The following is an 18,040-nucleotide window of genomic DNA, read 5'->3' on the forward strand; positions in this document are numbered from 1 at the left end:
GGATCATCCCTCTGCCCCGCCGCTTTCCGGTTGCCGTTAGCCAACCACTAACTGATGGTTCGCCAGCAGCGTCGCCAGATCGGTGTGAACGTTGGTCAGCGTGGCGATGGTGGTCATCGACTGCGCTGTGCCGCTGCCATCCAGATCGACCTTGATGACGGTGTCGTTGCCTTCGGTGCTGACGCTCAGGTACTCCGCCAGATTGCCGACGCCAGCGCCCAGGGTGGCGACGCCGTTCACGTAGCTGGCATCTGCCGTACCGGTGTAACCGCTCGACTGCAACAGATCGCTCAGATCAAGACGATCGGTGTTCGCCGTGCCTTCCCATGTGCCGACCGTAAAGCCGTTGATGGTGTCGGCACCGTTACCGCCGGTGGCGTCAGCACTGTCCAGCAACTTGTACAGCAGCGTGTCGTGCCCGCCGTTGCCCAGGTTGAAGGTGTCGTTGCCGCCGCGCCCTTCGAACACGTTATCGCCCGCGCTGCCGGTGAACACATCGTCAAAGTTCGACCCGGCAATGCCTTCGATATCTTTGAAGGTTGACGTGTTGAACCCGGTGTTCTGGGCATTGGTGTTGCTCAGATCCACCGTGACTCCGCTGGTGGCATTGCGGTAATCGACGATGTCCTGACCCCCGGTGGCGCTCCATGTCGCATGGTCTGACGTGGTGCTCCAGCCGCCGGAACCGTTGTAGATATAGGTGCCGCTTTCCGCGATAAACGTATCGTTGTAGCCGGTGCCGGTAAGGGTGCCGCTTTGTCCGCCGGTGGCGGCGTCCGCCGTTACCGAGTAGCTGCTGGTGCCATCGCCTGCGGTCAGGTCAGTCCAGGTGGCATTGGACGACACGCCGTTGATGTTGCGCACCAGCACCGCCGAATAGGTTTCATTCGGATCCAGCCCGTAGAAGTTCACCAGCGCCGAGGCGTCGTTAATCCCGATACCTGACTGGGCGTTGATGATCTGCGAGGCCACCAGTTCACCGGCTGAGTTGTACAGCTGAACGGTATTACCGTAGAACACGTTCATCCCTTCGCCGTCGAGAATGCGCAGGTGGATCGCCGTGCCGTCGGCAATGGTGCTGTTGTTGGCGATGTACACCACTTTGCCGTTAGCCTGCGACACCAGCAGATCCTGTGTTCCGTTCCAGTCGTAATCGAGGGTGGCAATCCCCGTGACGTTGACCAGTGCGGTGGCCAGCGTGTTGCTGCTCCAGTTGTTACCGGTGCCGTCATTCATGAACAGCGTGGCGGTCTGGCTGCCGGAATAGGTGCTGAACTTGATGATGTCCATATCACCGTCACCGTCCCAGTCCACGGCGGCGGAGAGATACCCGGCTGACGCCGCATTGGTCGTCGCCGCGCCCACCGCCGTTGGCGTGGTCAGCAGGGTGCCCTGCCCGCTGTTGTAATAAATCGCGCCGCCATAGTTGTACGTACCGTTCGGATTCAGACCGGAGGAAATGTACAAATCCATCAGGCCGTCGCCGTTGAAGTCCGCCCAGGTCATCGACGCCGCCGTGGTGGTGTTGGCCGCATTCGGCACAAAGACGTTGGCGATATTTTGGGTTTCTGTCAGCGTGCCGGTTCCGTTGTTGCTCACCACCGTCAGCGCATACGCGCCGTTGCGGTTGGTGTGCTGAACGATGTCCACGGTACCGTCGTTGTTGATATCCACGCCGGAGATTTCACGGTATGTCACCCCCGCCAGCCCTGCCGCGCCGTTGGTACCGTCCGCGGAAAGTACGCCGTTGTTATTGACCAGATACGTACGGGAGTCGCCGCCCGCATCGCCGTAGGCCAGATCCACCCAGCCATCGCCGGTTTTGTCGTAAGCAATCACGCCGCCGTACCAGATCAGCGTGCCGACAGCCTGCTGGCCGTAGGTGTAAGTGCCGTCCGGGTTCGCCGTCCATTTACCCTGGATGCTGCCGCCGTAGTTGGTTTCCGTCGCATAAATGTCTGACGTGCCGTTACGGTCGGTATCCGCCAGCGTATAACTCACCACAATGTTGCCGCGGGAGTTGGTCAGCGTGGTGCCGGTATAACTGTTCAGGTCGGTACTGGTGTAATCGGAGATACCGGTGACAATGTTCCACAAACCGTTAGCGTTCACGCTGAACGCCATCGCGTTGGTGGTTGTTGCCCCTGCGGTAGTGGCCCAGCTGGTGTCCACGGCGGTTTCGGCATACACGATGATCGCGCTGGTGCTGATGCCCGCATCGTTACCGTTACCGGCGCTGCTTCTTACCTGCGCGGTCACGTCATAACTTGCCAGCCCCAGAGCGCCCGGCACCTGCAAATACCAGGTATTGTTGAGCGGATCGACGACCACGGCACCGCCAGCTTCCGACGTGTAGGTCACGCCGTTGACCACCACCTGCACATACATGCCTTCGCCCAGCGCTTCGGACAAGGTCCCGCTGATGATCGGCGTGGTGTCCTGCGTAGATTCCGCTGTCACGGTGGCAATGGTGGTCGGAATTGACGTATCCACGGTCAATGTAAAATCGGTGGATGACGTGGTGTTCCCCGCCAGATCCTGCGAAGTCGCGACGTAAACATAGGTGCCGTCAGCCAGCGCCGAATCCGAGAAGGTCCAGGCCAGACCAACCACCGTCGCGACGCCAACAAACACGCCGTTGCGGTAGATTTTCAGCACTTCGCCATCGGCCAGCGCCTTGCTCAGCGTGCCGCTCAGCGTCGGTGCGGTTTCATCGGTGTAAGTGCCTGAACCGAAGGATCCCTGACGGTCGCCTTCATCATCCGAATACTGAACGATGGTCGCGACCGCTTCCGGGTTCAGCGTGTCGATGACCACGGTCTGGCTGCCGATCGTGCCGATGTTGCCTGCCTGATCGATAACCCGGACCTGCACGTTATGATTGCCGTCGGTGAGCACGGTGCCGGTGGCGTCATAGCTCCATGACTGGCCGTTAACGATCACATCCGTCCAGGTGTTGCCGCCGTCGAGGCTGATTTGCGCCCTTTCGTCGGTCGCCAGCGTCGCGCTCAGCCTGCCCGTGAACGTCAGGGTATTGTCGCTGGTAATAAAGTCACTGGCGGAATCGCCGGTGTCAGTGCTGATCGCGCCAATGGTGATGAGTTGCGTCGGCGCGGTGGTGTCAATGGTCACCACCTGCTGCGCGGTCTGGCCGACGTTACCGGCCTGATCCACCACGCGAACCTGATACAGCGTCTGGCCGTCGGTCAGCGTGCGGCCATCCACGTATCGCCAGGTGCTGCCCTGCAGCGTCACGGTGGTCCAGGTCGCGCCGTTATCGACACTGATTTGCACCACTTCGCCTGCGCCAAGTTCCGCGCCAATCGAACCGGTGACCGTCAGCGAGGTATCGCTGGTCACGAAGTCGCTGTCTGAAATACCGGTGTCCGTGCTGATGCTGTCGATGGTCACGGTTTTAGTGCTGTCCGGCGCAACGGTATCAACGGTAACCACTTTCGAGGTCACGCTGCCGACGTTACCCGCCATGTCCACCACGCGGACGTTATAGGTGTAATCACCGTCCGTCAGCGTGCGGCCATCCACAAATGTCCAGCCGGTGCCGATGGTGGTCGCGTTCGACCAGGTCACACCGCCATCGAGACTGACCTGCACGAACTCATCGGCAGCCAGCGCCGCGCCGAGCTTACCGGTGACGGTCAGTGCGGTGCTGCTGGTCACAAAGTCGGTGCTGCTCAGACCGGTATCCGGACTTATTGCATCAATACTGACGGTTTTGCTGCTGTCCGGTGCCGTGGTATCGATCGTGACCACCTGGCTGGCGGTCGCGCCGACGTTACCGGCCAGATCGACCACGCGCATCTGGTAGTTGTAATCCCCGTCGGTCAGCGTACGGCCATCAATATAGGTCCAGGTCAGGCCGCTGATGCTGACGTCTTGCCAGGTCGTGCCACCGTCGAGGCTGATTTGGGCATACTCATCCGCCCCCAGCGCCGCGCCGAGCGTGCCGCGCAGGTTAATGGTGGTGTCGCTGGTGATAAAGTCGCTGCTGCTCAGGCCGGTATCCTGCGAAATCGCATCGATACTGATGGTCTGGCTGGCGTCCGGTGCCAGGGTATCAATCACCACGGTCTGCGACGCCGTCGAACCGACGTTGCCTGCCGCATCAATCACGCGCACGTTATAGGTGTAACTGCCATCCGCCAGCGCGCTCCCCTGCGCATAGCGCCAGGTCGTGCCGGTCACGGTTAAGTCAGTCCAGGTCACCCCGCCATCCAGGCTGATTTGCGCGAATTCGTTGTTGCCCAGTGCCGCAGACAGCGTGCCGTTAAGCGTGATGGTGTTGTCGCTGGTCACGAAATCGCTGTTGCTGCGGCCGGTATCATCGCTGATCGAATCCAGGGTAATGGTCATCGATGGCGCGGTGGTGTCTACCGCAATGTCGTGACTGGCCGCACCGACGTTGCCGATGCTGTTGGTGACCGACGCGGTGATGGTGTAATTCTCACCATCCGCCAGCGCGTTCACCGCATTGGCGCTGAGATTCAGCGTCCAGTTCTGGTCGTTGCCGACCTGCGTGGTGTAGCTCTGGCCGTTCAGCGTCACCGTCACGATGGAACCTGCCGGTGCCGTTGAGGTGCCGGTAATCGCCAGCGGCCCGGGGTGTTCCGCCGCGCTGATCACGTCGTCCTGCGCGAAGGTGTTGATGGTGACTTCAGGCACCACACCGCTGAGGCTGACAGAAGAATCCGCCGCTGCCGGGTTCCCCGCCACATCCGTCACGGACGCGCTGACGGTATAACTGCCGTCGGCCACACCGTTGAAATCTGCCGCAGGCACATTCACGCTCCACGTCCCTTCTGCGGTAACGGTGCCGTGGTATTCGCGGTTGTTGAAGGTCACGGTGACCGTCAGACCGGCTTCTGCCGACGTGGTGCCGCTGATGGTCTGACCCGCCTGCTGCTCGGTGGTGTTGATGATGTCATCACCGGCAATGGTGCTGATGGTCAGCGTCGGCGCAAGGGTATCGACAATCACTGACGCGCTCGCCGAGGCCGGGTTGCCCGCCACGTCCGTGGTGCTGGCGTTGACCGTCAGGGTGCCATCCTGCAAGGCTGCCACGTCGTCCTGTGGAACCTGCACCGACCAGGTGCCGTCGGCGTTAACCCGCGCGGTATACGTGACACTGTTGAGCGTCACGCTCACCGTCTGACCGGCCTGCGCCGTGGAGGTGCCGTTCAGGGTTAATGGCTGCCCCAGCTCCGCCGCGTTCAGCATGCCGTCTGCGGTGATCGGGTTGATCAACAGCGCCGGTGCGGTGGTATCCACCAGCACGTCATGGCTGGCGCTGGCCGGATTACCCGCCGTATCGCGGGCGCTGGCGGTCACGGTGTAGTTACCGTCCGTCAGGCTGGCGACATCGGTCGCCGGAACGCTCAGCGTCCAGTCACCGTTGACATCCACCTGTGCGGTGTAGGTTTTGCCGTTCAGCACAACGGCGACTTCTGTGCCGGAAATCAGTTTTTCACTGCTGCCGGAAAGCGTCAGACTATTGCCGTGCTCCGCCGCATTGATGATGTCGTCCTGCGCAATCGCATCGATGCTCAGGCTGACCGCATCGGTATTGACGGTGATCAAATGGCCGGTGCTGCCGGTGTTGCCCGCGCTGTCAGTGATGCTCACCGTGAAGGTCGTTTCGCCGGAGGCCAGCGCGCTGATCACGCTCGCCGGTACGCCGACGCTCCAGTTACCACTGGCGTCCACCACGGTGGTGTAGGTGTTGCCGTCAATCACCAGCGTCACCAGATTGCCCGCCTGCGTCCCGGTACTGCCACCGGTGATCACCTGCGCCTGCGCATGTTCTGCGGTGTTCAGCACGTCATCACCGGCGACGGTGTTGACGGTGACCACCGGCGCAGTGACATCCACCAGCAGGGCGCTGTCGGTGCTGATGCTGTTTCCGGCGATATCGCTGACGCTGGCGCTGACGGTGTAAGTGCCGTCAGTGATCGCCCCCGCGTCTGCCGCTGGCACGGTGGTGTTCCAGGTACCGTCCGCCGCCACGTCGGCGGTGTAGGTTTTACCGTTAAGGGTAATCGTCACCTGCTGACCGGCTTCCGCGTTTGTTGTCCCGCTCACTACCACGTCTGCGCCCGCTTCCGCGCTGTTCAGTACGTTGTCACCGGCGAGGGTGTCGATGGTCAGCGTTGGCGCGGAAGCATCCACTTCTGCGGTATTCGCCGCGCTGGCGCTGTTGCCCGCCGCATTAGTCACGCTGACGGTCGCCGTGGCGTCGCCGTCTTTCAGCGCCGCCATGTCTGCCGCCGGAACGGTCACACTCCAGCTGCCGTCGTCGGCCACTTTGGCGGTGTAAATGTGACCGGCAAAGTTAACGGTCACGTCGCGACCGGCTTCGACGTTTTGCGTTGTGCCGCTCAGCGTCAGGTCTGCCGCCTTCTCCGCCGCGTTGATGATGTCGTCCACCGCGATGGTATCGACGGTGATCGCCACGCTGCTCAGATCAACGGTGATGTTTTGCGTGATGGTCACCGGGTTACCTGAGGCGTCCGCGCCGCTGACGGTGATTGCCAGAGAGCCCGCAGGCCAGTTCGCCACGTCCGCTGCCGGGATTGCCGCCGACCAGCTGCCGTTGGCCTGTACGCTTGCGGAGTAATCCACGCCGTTCACGGTTACGGTCACAGTGCTGTTCGGTTCGAGATCGGTGCTGGTGCCGCTGATGATCTGGTTTTGGTTAATTTCGATGCTGTTGACGATGTCGTCACCGGCCACGGTATCCAGACGCAGGCCCGGCAGATTGGCGTCGATGGCGATATCGCGCTCATTCGAGCCAGTATTTCCATACTGGTTGGTCACGCTGGCGCTGACGGTCAGCTCACCGTCGCCGAACCCTTGCAGGTCAGCCGATGGCACGCTGACGCTCCAGCTCAGATCTGCCTGCACGTTAGCTTCATAGGTTTTGCCGCCGAGCGTGATGGTGACAGTGTCACCCTCTGCCGCGTTGGTGACGCGGCCGCTCAGGGTCTGATCCGCCGCTGCTTCGGCAGCGTTGATCACATCGTCGCCCGCCACAGCATTGATGATCACGGATGGCAGCGAAGTATCGACCAGCAGGTTTGCGCTTTCGGTGATGTTGTTGCCGATAGCGCTGTTGGCGCTGGCAGTCACGCTGTAGTTCGCTTCGCCCAGTGCCGCCAGTGCGCTGGCCGGAACCGTCAGGCTCCAGACGCCCGCCGCAATCTGCGCGGTATAAGTCACGCCGTTCAGCGTCACGGTAACCTGCGTGCCTTCGCTCAGGTTGGTGCCGGTGCCGGAAATCGTCAGGTCTTCACCTTTTTCAATGGCATTCAGCACGTTGTCCTGCGAAATCGCATCAATGCTCAGGCCCGGCAGGCCGGTGTCGACGGTGACATCATGCGTCTGAGAACCGGTGTTGCCTGCGCTGTCGGTGATGCTGACGCTGACGGTGTAAGTGCCGTCAGAAATCCCGCTGATCACGCTGGCCGGTACGCCGACGCTCCAGTTGCCGCTGGCATCCACCACGGTGGTGTAGGTGTTGCCGTCAATCACCACTGTCACGGTGTTACCGCTGACCGTGCCGGTGCTGCCGCCGCTGATCACCTGCGCCTGAGCATGTTCGCTGAGGTTAATGACATCGTCACCGGCGATAGTGTTGATGGTCACCACCGGCGCGGTCACGTCCACCAGCAGCGAGCCGGTCGCGCCGGTGGTGTTACCGGCAACGTCGCTGACGCTGGCGCTGACGGTGTAAGTGCCGTCTGTGATCGCGCCCGCGTCCGCCGCTGGCACCGTGGTGCGCCAGGTGCCGTCTGCCGCCACGTCGGCGGTGTAGGTTTTTCCGTTAAGGGTAATCGTCACCTGCTGACCGGCTTCGGCGTTTGTTGTCCCGCTCACCACCACGTCTGCGCCCGCTTCGGCGCTGTTGAGCACGTTGTCACCGGCGAGGGTGTCGATGGTCAGCGTTGGCGCGGCGGTGTCTACTTCTACAGTATTCGCCGCGCTGGCGCTGTTGCCCGCCAGATTGGTGACGCTCACGGAAACGGTGGCGTCGCCGTCTTTCAGCGCAGCCATGTCTGCCGCCGGAACGGTCACGCTCCAGCTGCCGTCCTGTTGTACGGTAGTGGTATAAGTGTGCCCCGCAAAGTTGACGGTCACGTCGCGACCGGCCTCAACGTTTTGCGTTGCGCCGCTCAGCGTCAGGTCTGCCGCTTTCTCCGCCGCATTGATGATGTCATCAACCGCAATGGTATCGACGCTGATCGCCACGCTGCTCAGATCAACGGTGATGTTTTGCGTGATGGTCACCGGATTGCCGGAGGCGTCCGCGCCGCTGACGGTAATCGCCAGCGGGCCCGCAGGCCAGTTCGCCACGTCCGCTGCCGGAATGGCCGCTGACCAGCTGCCGTTGGCCTTCACGCTGGCAGAATAATCCACGCCGTTCACGGTCACCGTCACAGTGCTGTTCGGTTCGAGATCGGTGCTGGTGCCGCTGATGATCTGGTTTTGTTGAATTTCAATGCTGTTGACGATGTCGTCGCCGGCCACGGTATCCAGACGCAGGCCCGGCAGATTGGCGTCGATGGCGATTTCACGCTCATTCGAGCCGGTGTTGCCGTGCTGGTTGGTCACGCTGGCGCTGACGGTCAGGTCGCCGTCGCCGAACCCTTGCAGGTCATCGGATGGCACGCTGACGCTCCAGCTCAGATCGGCCTGCACGTTGGCTTCGTAGGTTTTGCCGCCGAGCGTGATGGTGACTGTGTCGCCCTCTGCCGCGTTGGTGACCCGGCCGCTCAGGGTCTGGTCTGCCGCTGCTTCGGCAGCGTTGATCACATCGTCGCCCGCCACCGCATTGATGATCACGGATGGCAGCGAAGTATCGACCAGCACGTTGTGCGTGGTGCTGCCGGTGTTGCCCGCCGCGTCGGTGCTGGAAGCGTTCAGCGTGTAGTTCGCTTCGCCGAGGTTTGCGACATCAGTTGCCGGAACGTCCAGCGTCCAGACGCCGCCGCTGACCTGGGTGCTGTACTCTTTGCCGTTAAGGGTCAGGGTGACGGTTGAGCCGTCGGCACCGTCGCTGGTGCCGCTGACGGTCAGCGCCTCACCTTTTTCAATGGCGTTGATCACGTCGTCGGAGGCCACGGTGTTGATGGTCAGCACCGGTGCAGCGGTATCCACCGTGACGTCGTGCGTGACGGAACCCGGATTGCCCGCCGCGTCTTTCGCGCTGGCAGTGATGGTGTAGCCGGTATCATTCAGGGTGCTGACCACAGACGCCGGAACGCCGACGCTCCAGTTGCCGTTCGCATCCACCGCGGCGGTGTAGCTGTGGCCGTCGATCTCAACCGTCACCAGCCCGCCCGCAGGCACGCCGGTGCTGCCGCCGGTGATCATCAGGTTTTGCTGATGCTCCTGCGCGTTGATCACGTCGTCGGAGGCCACGGTATTGATGGTCAGCGTTGGCGCGGTCACGTCCACCAGCAGCGATCCGGTCGCGCCGGTGGTGTTACCGGCAACGTCGCTGACGCTGGCGCTGACGGTGTAGGTGCCGTCGGTGATCGCCCCCGCGTCTGCCGCCGGCACCGTGGTGTTCCAGGTACCGTCTGCCGCTACTTCCGCGGTGTAGGTTTTGCCGTTAAGGGTAATCGTCACCTGCTGACCGGCTTCGGCGGTTGTCGTCCCGCTCAATACCACGTCTGCGCCCGCTTCCGCGCTGTTCAGTACGTTGTCACCGGCGATCACGTTAAGGCTTAGCGTTGGCGCGGCGGTGTCTACTTCCACAGTATTCGCCGCGCTGGCGCTGTTGCCTGCCAGATTGGTGACGCTCACGGAAACGGTGGCGTCGCCGTCTTTCAGCGCAGCCATGTCTGCCGCCGGAACGGTCACGCTCCAGCTGCCGTCGTCGGCCACTTTGGCGGTGTAGGTATGACCGGCGAAAATCACCGTGACATTCTGACCGGCTTCAACGTTTTGCGTCGTGCCGTTCAGGGTCAGGTCTGCCGCTTTTTCCGCCGCGTTGAGGATGTTGTCGGTGGTGACGGTGTCGATGGCAATCGCCACACCGGTCAGATCCACCGTGATGTTGTCAGAAATGGTGACATTGTTTCCGGCTGAGCTGGTGCCGCTGACGGAAACCGTCAGTGCGCCCGCAGGCCAGTTCGCCACGTCTGCCGCCGGAACGGCCGCATTCCAGCTGCCGCTGGCACTCACATTCGCCCGATACTCCACGCCGTTGACCGTCACGATCACCGTGCTGCCTTCGGCGATACCGGTGCTGGTGCCGCTGATGATCTGGTTCTGGTTAATTTCAATGCTGTTGACGATATCGTCACCGGCAATGGTATCAATGCGTAAACCGGGGATCGCCGCGTCGATGGCAATATCACGCTCACCGGAACCGGTGTTGCCGCTGAGATTGGTCACCGTTGCGGAAACCGTCAGCGCGCCGTCGCCCATTGCGGCGAGATCGGCAGCCGGAACGGTCAGGCTCCAGGTCAGGTCAGTTTGTACCTCGGCGTGGTACGTCTTGCCGCCCACGGTGACCACCACCTGTTGCCCCGCTTCCGCATGGAGCACGCTGCCGCTGATCACCTGATCGGCGGTCACTTCGCTGGCGTTGATCACGTCATCACCGGCCACCACGTTGATGGTCACGGCCGGGCTGTCAGAAGAGGTTTGCAGCCCTTTGCTGACTGAACCGCTGTTGCCGTACTCGTCGGTGCCGCGCACGCTCACCTGATACAACGCCTGTCCGAGGTTCGCCAGATCGCTGGCCGGAACGTCCGCACTCCACGCGCCGTTGGTCACGGTGCCCTGATAGTCCAGACCGTTAAGCGTGACGATAACCTGGGTGCCATCCGCCAGACCGGACACCGTACCGGTGATGGTCAGGGTGGTGAGCGCTTCGGTGGCATTAAGGATGTTGTCGCCACCGGCCATGTCATTGATGGTAAATACCGGCGCGGTCGTTTCAACGGTCACATCGCGGTTTGCAGAACCCGTGTTCCCGGCCACGTCCGTCGCCTGTGCGGTGATGGTGTAGCTGCCGTCGTTCAGACCGCTGATCACGTCCGCCGGAACGCCGACGCTCCAGTTGCCTCTGGCGTCGCTGACCGTACGGTAATCGACGTTATTGATGGTGACGATAACAACGCTGCCTGCCTCCACGCCGGAGACGGTGCCGCTGATCACCTGCGCCTGTGCATGTTCGCTGCTATTAATGACGTTATCGCCCGCGACGGTGTTGATGGTCACGACCGGCGCGGTGAGATCTACCTGCGCGGTGCCTGTTGCCGATGCCGGGTTGCCCGCGATATCGCTGACCGAGGCGTTGAGGGTGTAGCTGCCATCGCCCAGGCCGGAGAACACAGTGCCCGGTACGGTGGTGGTCCAGGTGCCGTCTGCGGCAACCTGCGCAAGATAGGTATTGCCGCCGAGCGTAATGGTGACGGTCTGCCCGGCTTCAGCGGTGCTGGTGCCGGTCAGCGTGACGTCTGCATTGCCCGAAACGGCGGTCAGCACGTCGCTGCTGGTGACGGTATTAATGGTCACCACCGGCGCGGAAGCATCCACTTCTGCGGTATTCGCCGCGCTGGCGCTGTTGCCTGCCGCGTTGGTCACGCTGGCGGTCGCCGTGGCGTCGCCGTCTTTCAGCGCCGCCATGTCTGCCGCCGGAACGGTCACGCTCCATCTGCCGTCGTCGGCCACTTTGGCCGTGTAAGTGTGACCGGCAAAGTTGACGGTCACGTCGCGACCGGCCTCGACGTTTTGCGTGGTGCCGCTCAGGGTCAGGTCTGCCGCTTTCTCCGCCGCGTTGATGATGTCGTCCACCGCGATGGTATCGACGCTGATCGCCACGCTGCTCAGATCAACGGTGATGTTTTGCGTAATGGTCACCGGATTGCCGGAAGCGTCCGCGCCGCTGACGGTGATTGCCAGCGGGCCCGCAGGCCAGTTCGCCACGTCCGCTGCCGGAATGGCCGCCGACCAGCTGCCGTTGGCCTTCACGCTGGCAGAATAATCCACGCCGTTCACGGTCACCGTCACAGTGCTGTTCGGTTCGAGATCGGTGCTGGTGCCGCTGATGATCTGGTTTTGGGTAATTTCGATGCTGTTGACGATATCATCACCGGCCACGGTATCCAGACGCAGGCCCGGCAGGTTGGCGTCGATGGCGATATCGCGCTCATTTGACCCGGTGTTGCCGTGCTGGTTGGTCACGCTGGCGCTGATGGTCAGGCCGCCGTCGCCGAACCCTTGCAGGTCAGCCGATGGCACGCTGACGCTCCAGCTCAGATCTGCCTGGACTTTGGCTTCATACGTTTTGCCGCCGAGCGTAATGGTGACAGTGTCACCCTCTGCCGCGTTGGTGACGCGGCCGCTCAGGGTCTGGTCTGCCGCCGCTTCGGCGGCGTTGATCACGTCGTCGCCCGCCACCGCATTGATGGTGACGGATGGCAGCGAAGTATCGACCAGCACGTTGTGCGTGGTGCTGCCGGTGTTGCCCGCCGCGTCGGTGCTGGAGGCGTTCAGCGTGTAGTTTGCTTCGCCAAGGTTTGCGACATCAGTTGCCGGAACGTCCAGCGTCCAGACGCCGCCGCTGACCTGGGTGCTGTACTCTTTGCCGTTGAGAGTCAGGGTGACGGTTGAGCCGTCCGCACCGTCGCTGGTGCCGCTGACGGTGAGGGCTTCGCCTTTTTCGATGGCGTTGATCACGTCGTCGGAGGCGACGGTGTTGATGGTCAGCGCCGGAGAAACGGTATCAACCGTAACGCCGTGCGTGACGGAACCCGGATTGCCCGCCGCGTCTTGCGCGCTGGCGGTGATGGTGTAGCCGGTATCGTTCAGGGTGCTGACCACAGAGGCCGGAACGCCGACGCTCCAGTTGCCCGACGCATCCACCGCGGCGGTGTAGCTGTGGCCGTCAATTTCAACCGTCACCAGCCCGCCCGCAGGCACGCCGGTGCTGCCGCCGGTGATCATCAGGTTTTGCTGATGCTCCTGCGCGTTGATCACGTCGTCGGCGGCCACGGTATTGATGGTCAGCGTTGGCGCGGTCACGTCCACCAGCAGCGAGCCGGTTGCGCCGGTGGTGTTACCGGCGATATCGCTGACGCTGGCGCTGACGGTGTAAGTGCCGTCAGTGATGGCGCCTGCGTCTGCCGCTGGCACCGTGGTGTTCCAGGTGCCGTCTGCCGCGACTTCCGCGGTGTAGGTTTTGCCGTTAAGGGTAATCGTCACCTGCTGACCGGCTTCGGCGGTTGTCGTCCCGCTCACTACCACGTCTGCGCCCGCTTCCGCACTGTTGAGTACGTTGTCACCGGCGAGGGTGTCGATGGTCAGCGTTGGCGCGGAAGCATCCACTTCCGCGGTATTCGCCGCGCTGGCGCTGTTGCCTGCCGCGTTGGTCACGCTGGCGGTCGCCGTGGCGTCGCCGTCTTTTAGCGCGGCCATGTCCGCTGCCGGAACGGTGACGCTCCAGCTGCCGTCCTGTTGTACGGTAGTGGTGTAAGTGTGCCCCGCAAAGTTAACGGTCACGTCGCGACCAGCCTCGACGTTTTGCGTTGTGCCGCTCAGGGTCAGGTCTGCCGCTTTCTCCGCCGCGTTGATGATGTCGTCCACCGCGATGGTATCGACGGTGATCGCCACGCTGCTCAGATCAACGGTGACGTTTTGCGTGATACTCACCGGATTGCCGGAAGCGTCCGCGCCGCTGACGGTGATCGCCAGCGGGCCCGCAGGCCAGTTCGCCACGTCCGCAGCAGGGATTGCCGCCGACCAGCTGCCGTTGGCCTTCACGCTTGCAGAATAATCCACGCCGTTCACGGTCACCGTCACAGTGCTGTTCGGTTCGAGATCGGTGCTGGTGCCGCTGATGATCTGGTTTTGCTGGATTTCGATGCTGTTGACGATGTCGTCACCGGCCACGGTATCCAGACGCAGGCCCGGCAGGTTGGCGTCGATGGCGATATCGCGCTCGCCGTTGCCGGTATTTCCATGCTGGTTGGTCACGCTGGCGCTGACGGTCAGGTCACCGTCGCCGAACCCTTGCAGGTCAGCCGATGGCACGCTGACGCTCCAGCTCAGATCTGCCTGGACTTTGGCTTCGTAGGTTTTGCCGCCGAGTGTAATGGTGACAGTGTCACCCTCTGATGCGTTGGTGACGCGGCCGCTCAGGGTCTGATCCGCCGCCGCTTCGGCTGCGTTGATCACGTCATCGCCCGCCACCGCATTGATGATCACGGATGGCAGCGAGGTATCGACAAGCACGTTATGCGTGGTGCTGCCGGTGTTCCCCGCCGCGTCGGTGCTGGAGGCGTTCAGCGTGTAGTTCGCTTCGCCGAGGTTTGCGATATCAGTTGCCGGAACGTCGAGCGTCCAGACGCCGCCGCTGACCTGGGTGCTGTACGCTTTGCCGTTGAGAGTCAGGGTAACGGTTGAACCGTCAGCGCCGTCGCTGGTGCCGCTGACGGTGAGGGCTTCGCCTTTTTCGATGGCGTTGATCACGTCGTCAGAGGCGACGGTGTTGATGGTCAGCACCGGTGCAGCGGTATCCACCGTGACGTCGTGCGTGACGGAGCCCGAATTGCCCGCCGCGTCTTTCACGCTGGCGGTGATGGTGTAGCCGGTATCGTTCAGGGTGCTGACCACAGAGGCCGGAACGCCGACGCTCCAGTTACCGTTCGCATCAACCGCGGCGGTGTAGCTGTGGCCGTCGATTTCAACCGTCACCAGCCCGCCCGCAGGCACGCCGGTGCTGCCGCCAGTGATCATCAGGTTTTGCTGATGCTCCTGCGCGTTGATCACGTCGTCAGCAGCCACGGTGTTGATGGTCAGCGTTGGCGCGGTGACATCCACCAGCAATGAGCCGGTCGCGCCGGTGGTGTTACCGGCGATATCGCTGACGCTGGCGCTGACGGTGTAAGTGCCGTCGGTGATGGCGCCTGCGTCTGCCGCTGGCACCGTGGTGTTCCAGGTGCCGTCTGCCGCGACTTCCGCGTTGTAGGTTTTGCCGTTAAGGGTAATCGTCACCTGCTGACCGGGTTCGGCGGTTGTCGTCCCGCTCAATACCACGTCTGCGCCCGCTTCCGCGCTGTTGAGCACGTTGTCACCGGCGATCACGTTAAGGCTCAGCGTTGGCGCGGCGGTGTCTACCGTCAGTTCCTGCGCCGCGCTGGCGTTATTGCCCGCGACGTTGGTCACGCTGACGCTCATGTTAGTGTCGCCATCTTTCAGATTTCTGATGTCCGCCGCCGCAACGGTGACGCTCCAGCTGCCGTCCGCCTGCACCGTCGTCTGATAGGTGCCGCCCGCGAAATTCACCGTCACCTGCTGACCGGCTTCGACATTTTGCGTGGTGCCGCTCAGCGTGACATCTGCCGCTTTTTCCGCGGCATTGAGGATGTTGTCCAGCGCGATGGTGTCGATGGCAATCGCCACGCTGCTGAGATCAACGGTGATATTGTTGGCAATGCTGACGCTGTTGCCCGACGTGCTGGAGCCGGTCACGCTGATGTTCAGCTCGCCCGCTGGCCAGTTCGCCACGTCTGCCGCCGGAATGGCCGCAGACCAGCTGCCGCTGGCGCTCACATTCGCCCGATACTCCACGCCGTTGACCGTCACGATCACCGTACTGCCTTCGGCAATGCCGGTGCTGGTACCGCTGATGATCTGGTTTTGCTGGATTTCAATGCTGTTGACGATGTCATCGCCCGCAACGGTATCTATGCGCAAGCCCGGCAGACTGGCGTCGATGATGATTTCGCGCTCGCCGTTGCCGGTGTTGCCGTGCTGGTTGGTCACTGACGCGCTGACGGTAAGATTTCCGTCGCCAAGCGCCTGCCAGTCTGCCGCTGGCACGCTGACGCTCCAGCTCAGGTCGTCTGCGACGGTGGTCTGATAAGTGTGGCCGCCCACGGTGACGAGCACGGTATCGCCCGCCGCCGCATAGGTGACTTTCCCGCTGAGGATCTGGTCAGCGGTGATTTCTGTGGCGTTGATGATGTCATCGCCCGCGGTGACGTTCACCGTGACCTGCGGCAGCGCGGAATCCACCTGCACCTGATGCGATGCGCTACCGGTGTTGCCGGCCGCGTCGGTGCTGACGACCGTCAGGGTGTAATGGGCTTCGCCGAGTTTTGCCACATCGGACGCCGGAATGCTGACTGACCATTGGCCGCCGCTGACGCGGGTGGTGTAATCCACACCGTTGAGCGTCAGGGTGACGGAGGTGCCATCCGGGCTGCTGCTGGTGCCGGTGACGGCCAGCGCTGCGCCTTTGGCTTCGGCGTTGATCACGTTTTCAATCGCGACGGTATCGATGGTCAGTTCCGGCAAATCGGAAGACAGTACGAGGGTCGAGGTCTGGTTGCCGGTATTGCCTGCTTTGTCGGTGATGCTGACGCTGACATCGTGGCTGCCGTCCGCCAGTGAACTGAACACGGACGCCGGTAAACCGATGCTCCATGAGCCATCCGCTGCCAGCGTTGTGGTGTAGGTCTGGCCGTTGATGATCAGCGTGACGGTGTCGCCTGCTTCCCCGCCAGTGCTGGTGCCGCTGACGATGTGCGCCTGCATTTGCTCCGCACTGTTAAGGATGTTGTCACCGGCGATGGTATCGATGGTGACGACCGGCACGGTGGTGTCTACGCGGAAATCATGCGTGGTGGAAGTGCTGTTGCCCGCCGCATCGCTGACGCTGGCGCTGAGGGTGACGTTGCCGTTAGCCAGTGCGCCTGCCTGCGCGGCCGGAACGCTCACGGACCAGTTGCCGTCTGCGCCAACGGTCGTGGTGTAGGTCTGGCCGTTCAGGTTAAGAGTGACGGTCTGACCGGCACCGGCATCCGAGGTGCCGCTGAGGATCAGGTCGCTGCCCGCTTCCGCCGCATTAAGAATATCATCGCCCGCCAGCGTGCCGATGGTCAGCGACGGAGGGTGCGTATCCACCGTCAGCGTTGAGGCGGAGGTGATGTTGTTACCGGCGCGATCCACGCCGCTGACCTGCACGGTATGAACGCCGTCAGCCAGAGCCTGCGCGTCTGCCGCCGGCACCTGCACGGACCAGGAGCCGTCTGCACCCACGGTGGTCTGCCAGCTTGAGCCATTAAGGGAAACGGTCACCGTGGTGCCCGCCGCCAGGTTTTCGCTTTTACCGGAAAGCGTCACGTCGCTGCCTGCTTCGGCAGCGTTGAGCACGTTATCGCCCGCCATGGTATCGATGCTCAGGGAGGCTTTAGCCGTGACAATGGTCAGGGTGATGGAGCCTGCGCTGGTGGTGGAACCGTTGCTTTCCTGTACCACCATGTAGGTATGCGAACCGGCAGACTGCGCGGCCAGTTGTGCCGTCCACTGCCCGTTTGCGTCAACCACGGTGGTGGCAATGATGTTACCGCTGGCATCCACAATGGCGATATCTGCCCCCGGATACCCGGTGCCGGTGAAGGTCGGACGCGTGTCGTCGGTCACCGCCTGATTCGCCAGAATGCCCTGGCTGTCGCCCTGCGTGTCGGTCACGAGGAACGTCGGCTGTGCCACTTCGACATCTTTGGTGTTATCAATGACCCTGGTTTTTTCGTCGGTGCCGCCGCTGTGACCCAGCAACGCGCCCGCCGCGCCCGCGCCCAGCACACCGGCCAGCAGGTACGGCCATTCCACGGTCACTTCTGCCGTGCTGAGCATTAAGCTGCTCATGTCCGCCAGCGGGGTTTCCACCGCGGTGAGGGTAAATACCGGCGTATCATGAGGGGCAGTGGCGTCGGTGAAATTCACCTCGGTCATCTGCTGATTTTCATCCTGAAAGACCAGTTTATTCTCGTCTTTATCACCTATATTCTCGAAATATCCTACACAGCGAATAACCGAACCATCCTGCATATGAATAATCAGATCATTGCCGCTGCGTTCATAGCTGGCGACATTTTTCACTGCGTCATGAATAACGACCACACCGGATTCATTCATCGCGACGGATGTATTTCCTTCTGCGGTGAAAACATTTTTCAATGACGTTTTACGAGAGATAATATCCATGGTTTTGCTCATGATATTG

1 protein-coding gene is annotated in these 18,040 nt (G+C 62.1%); it reads right to left on the minus strand.

Annotated elements, in window-relative coordinates; genetic code table 11:
- Nucleotides 1-36: 36 nt before the first annotated feature.
- Nucleotides 37-18,033, minus strand: coding sequence for an Ig-like domain-containing protein (locus J1779_RS16730; RefSeq protein WP_217204302.1), 17,997 nt, complete (start codon nt 18,031-18,033; stop codon nt 37-39).
- Nucleotides 18,034-18,040: the final 7 nt, after the last annotated feature.

The organism is Rahnella rivi, assembly GCF_019049655.1.
Taxonomy (GTDB): domain Bacteria; phylum Pseudomonadota; class Gammaproteobacteria; order Enterobacterales; family Enterobacteriaceae; genus Rahnella; species Rahnella rivi.

What these genes read in the sequence shown, in the direction of transcription:
- J1779_RS16730 (WP_217204302.1), bottom strand. Translation starts at nt 18,033, where the DNA reads ATGAGCAAAACCATGGATATTATCTCTCGTAAAACGTCATTGAAAAAT.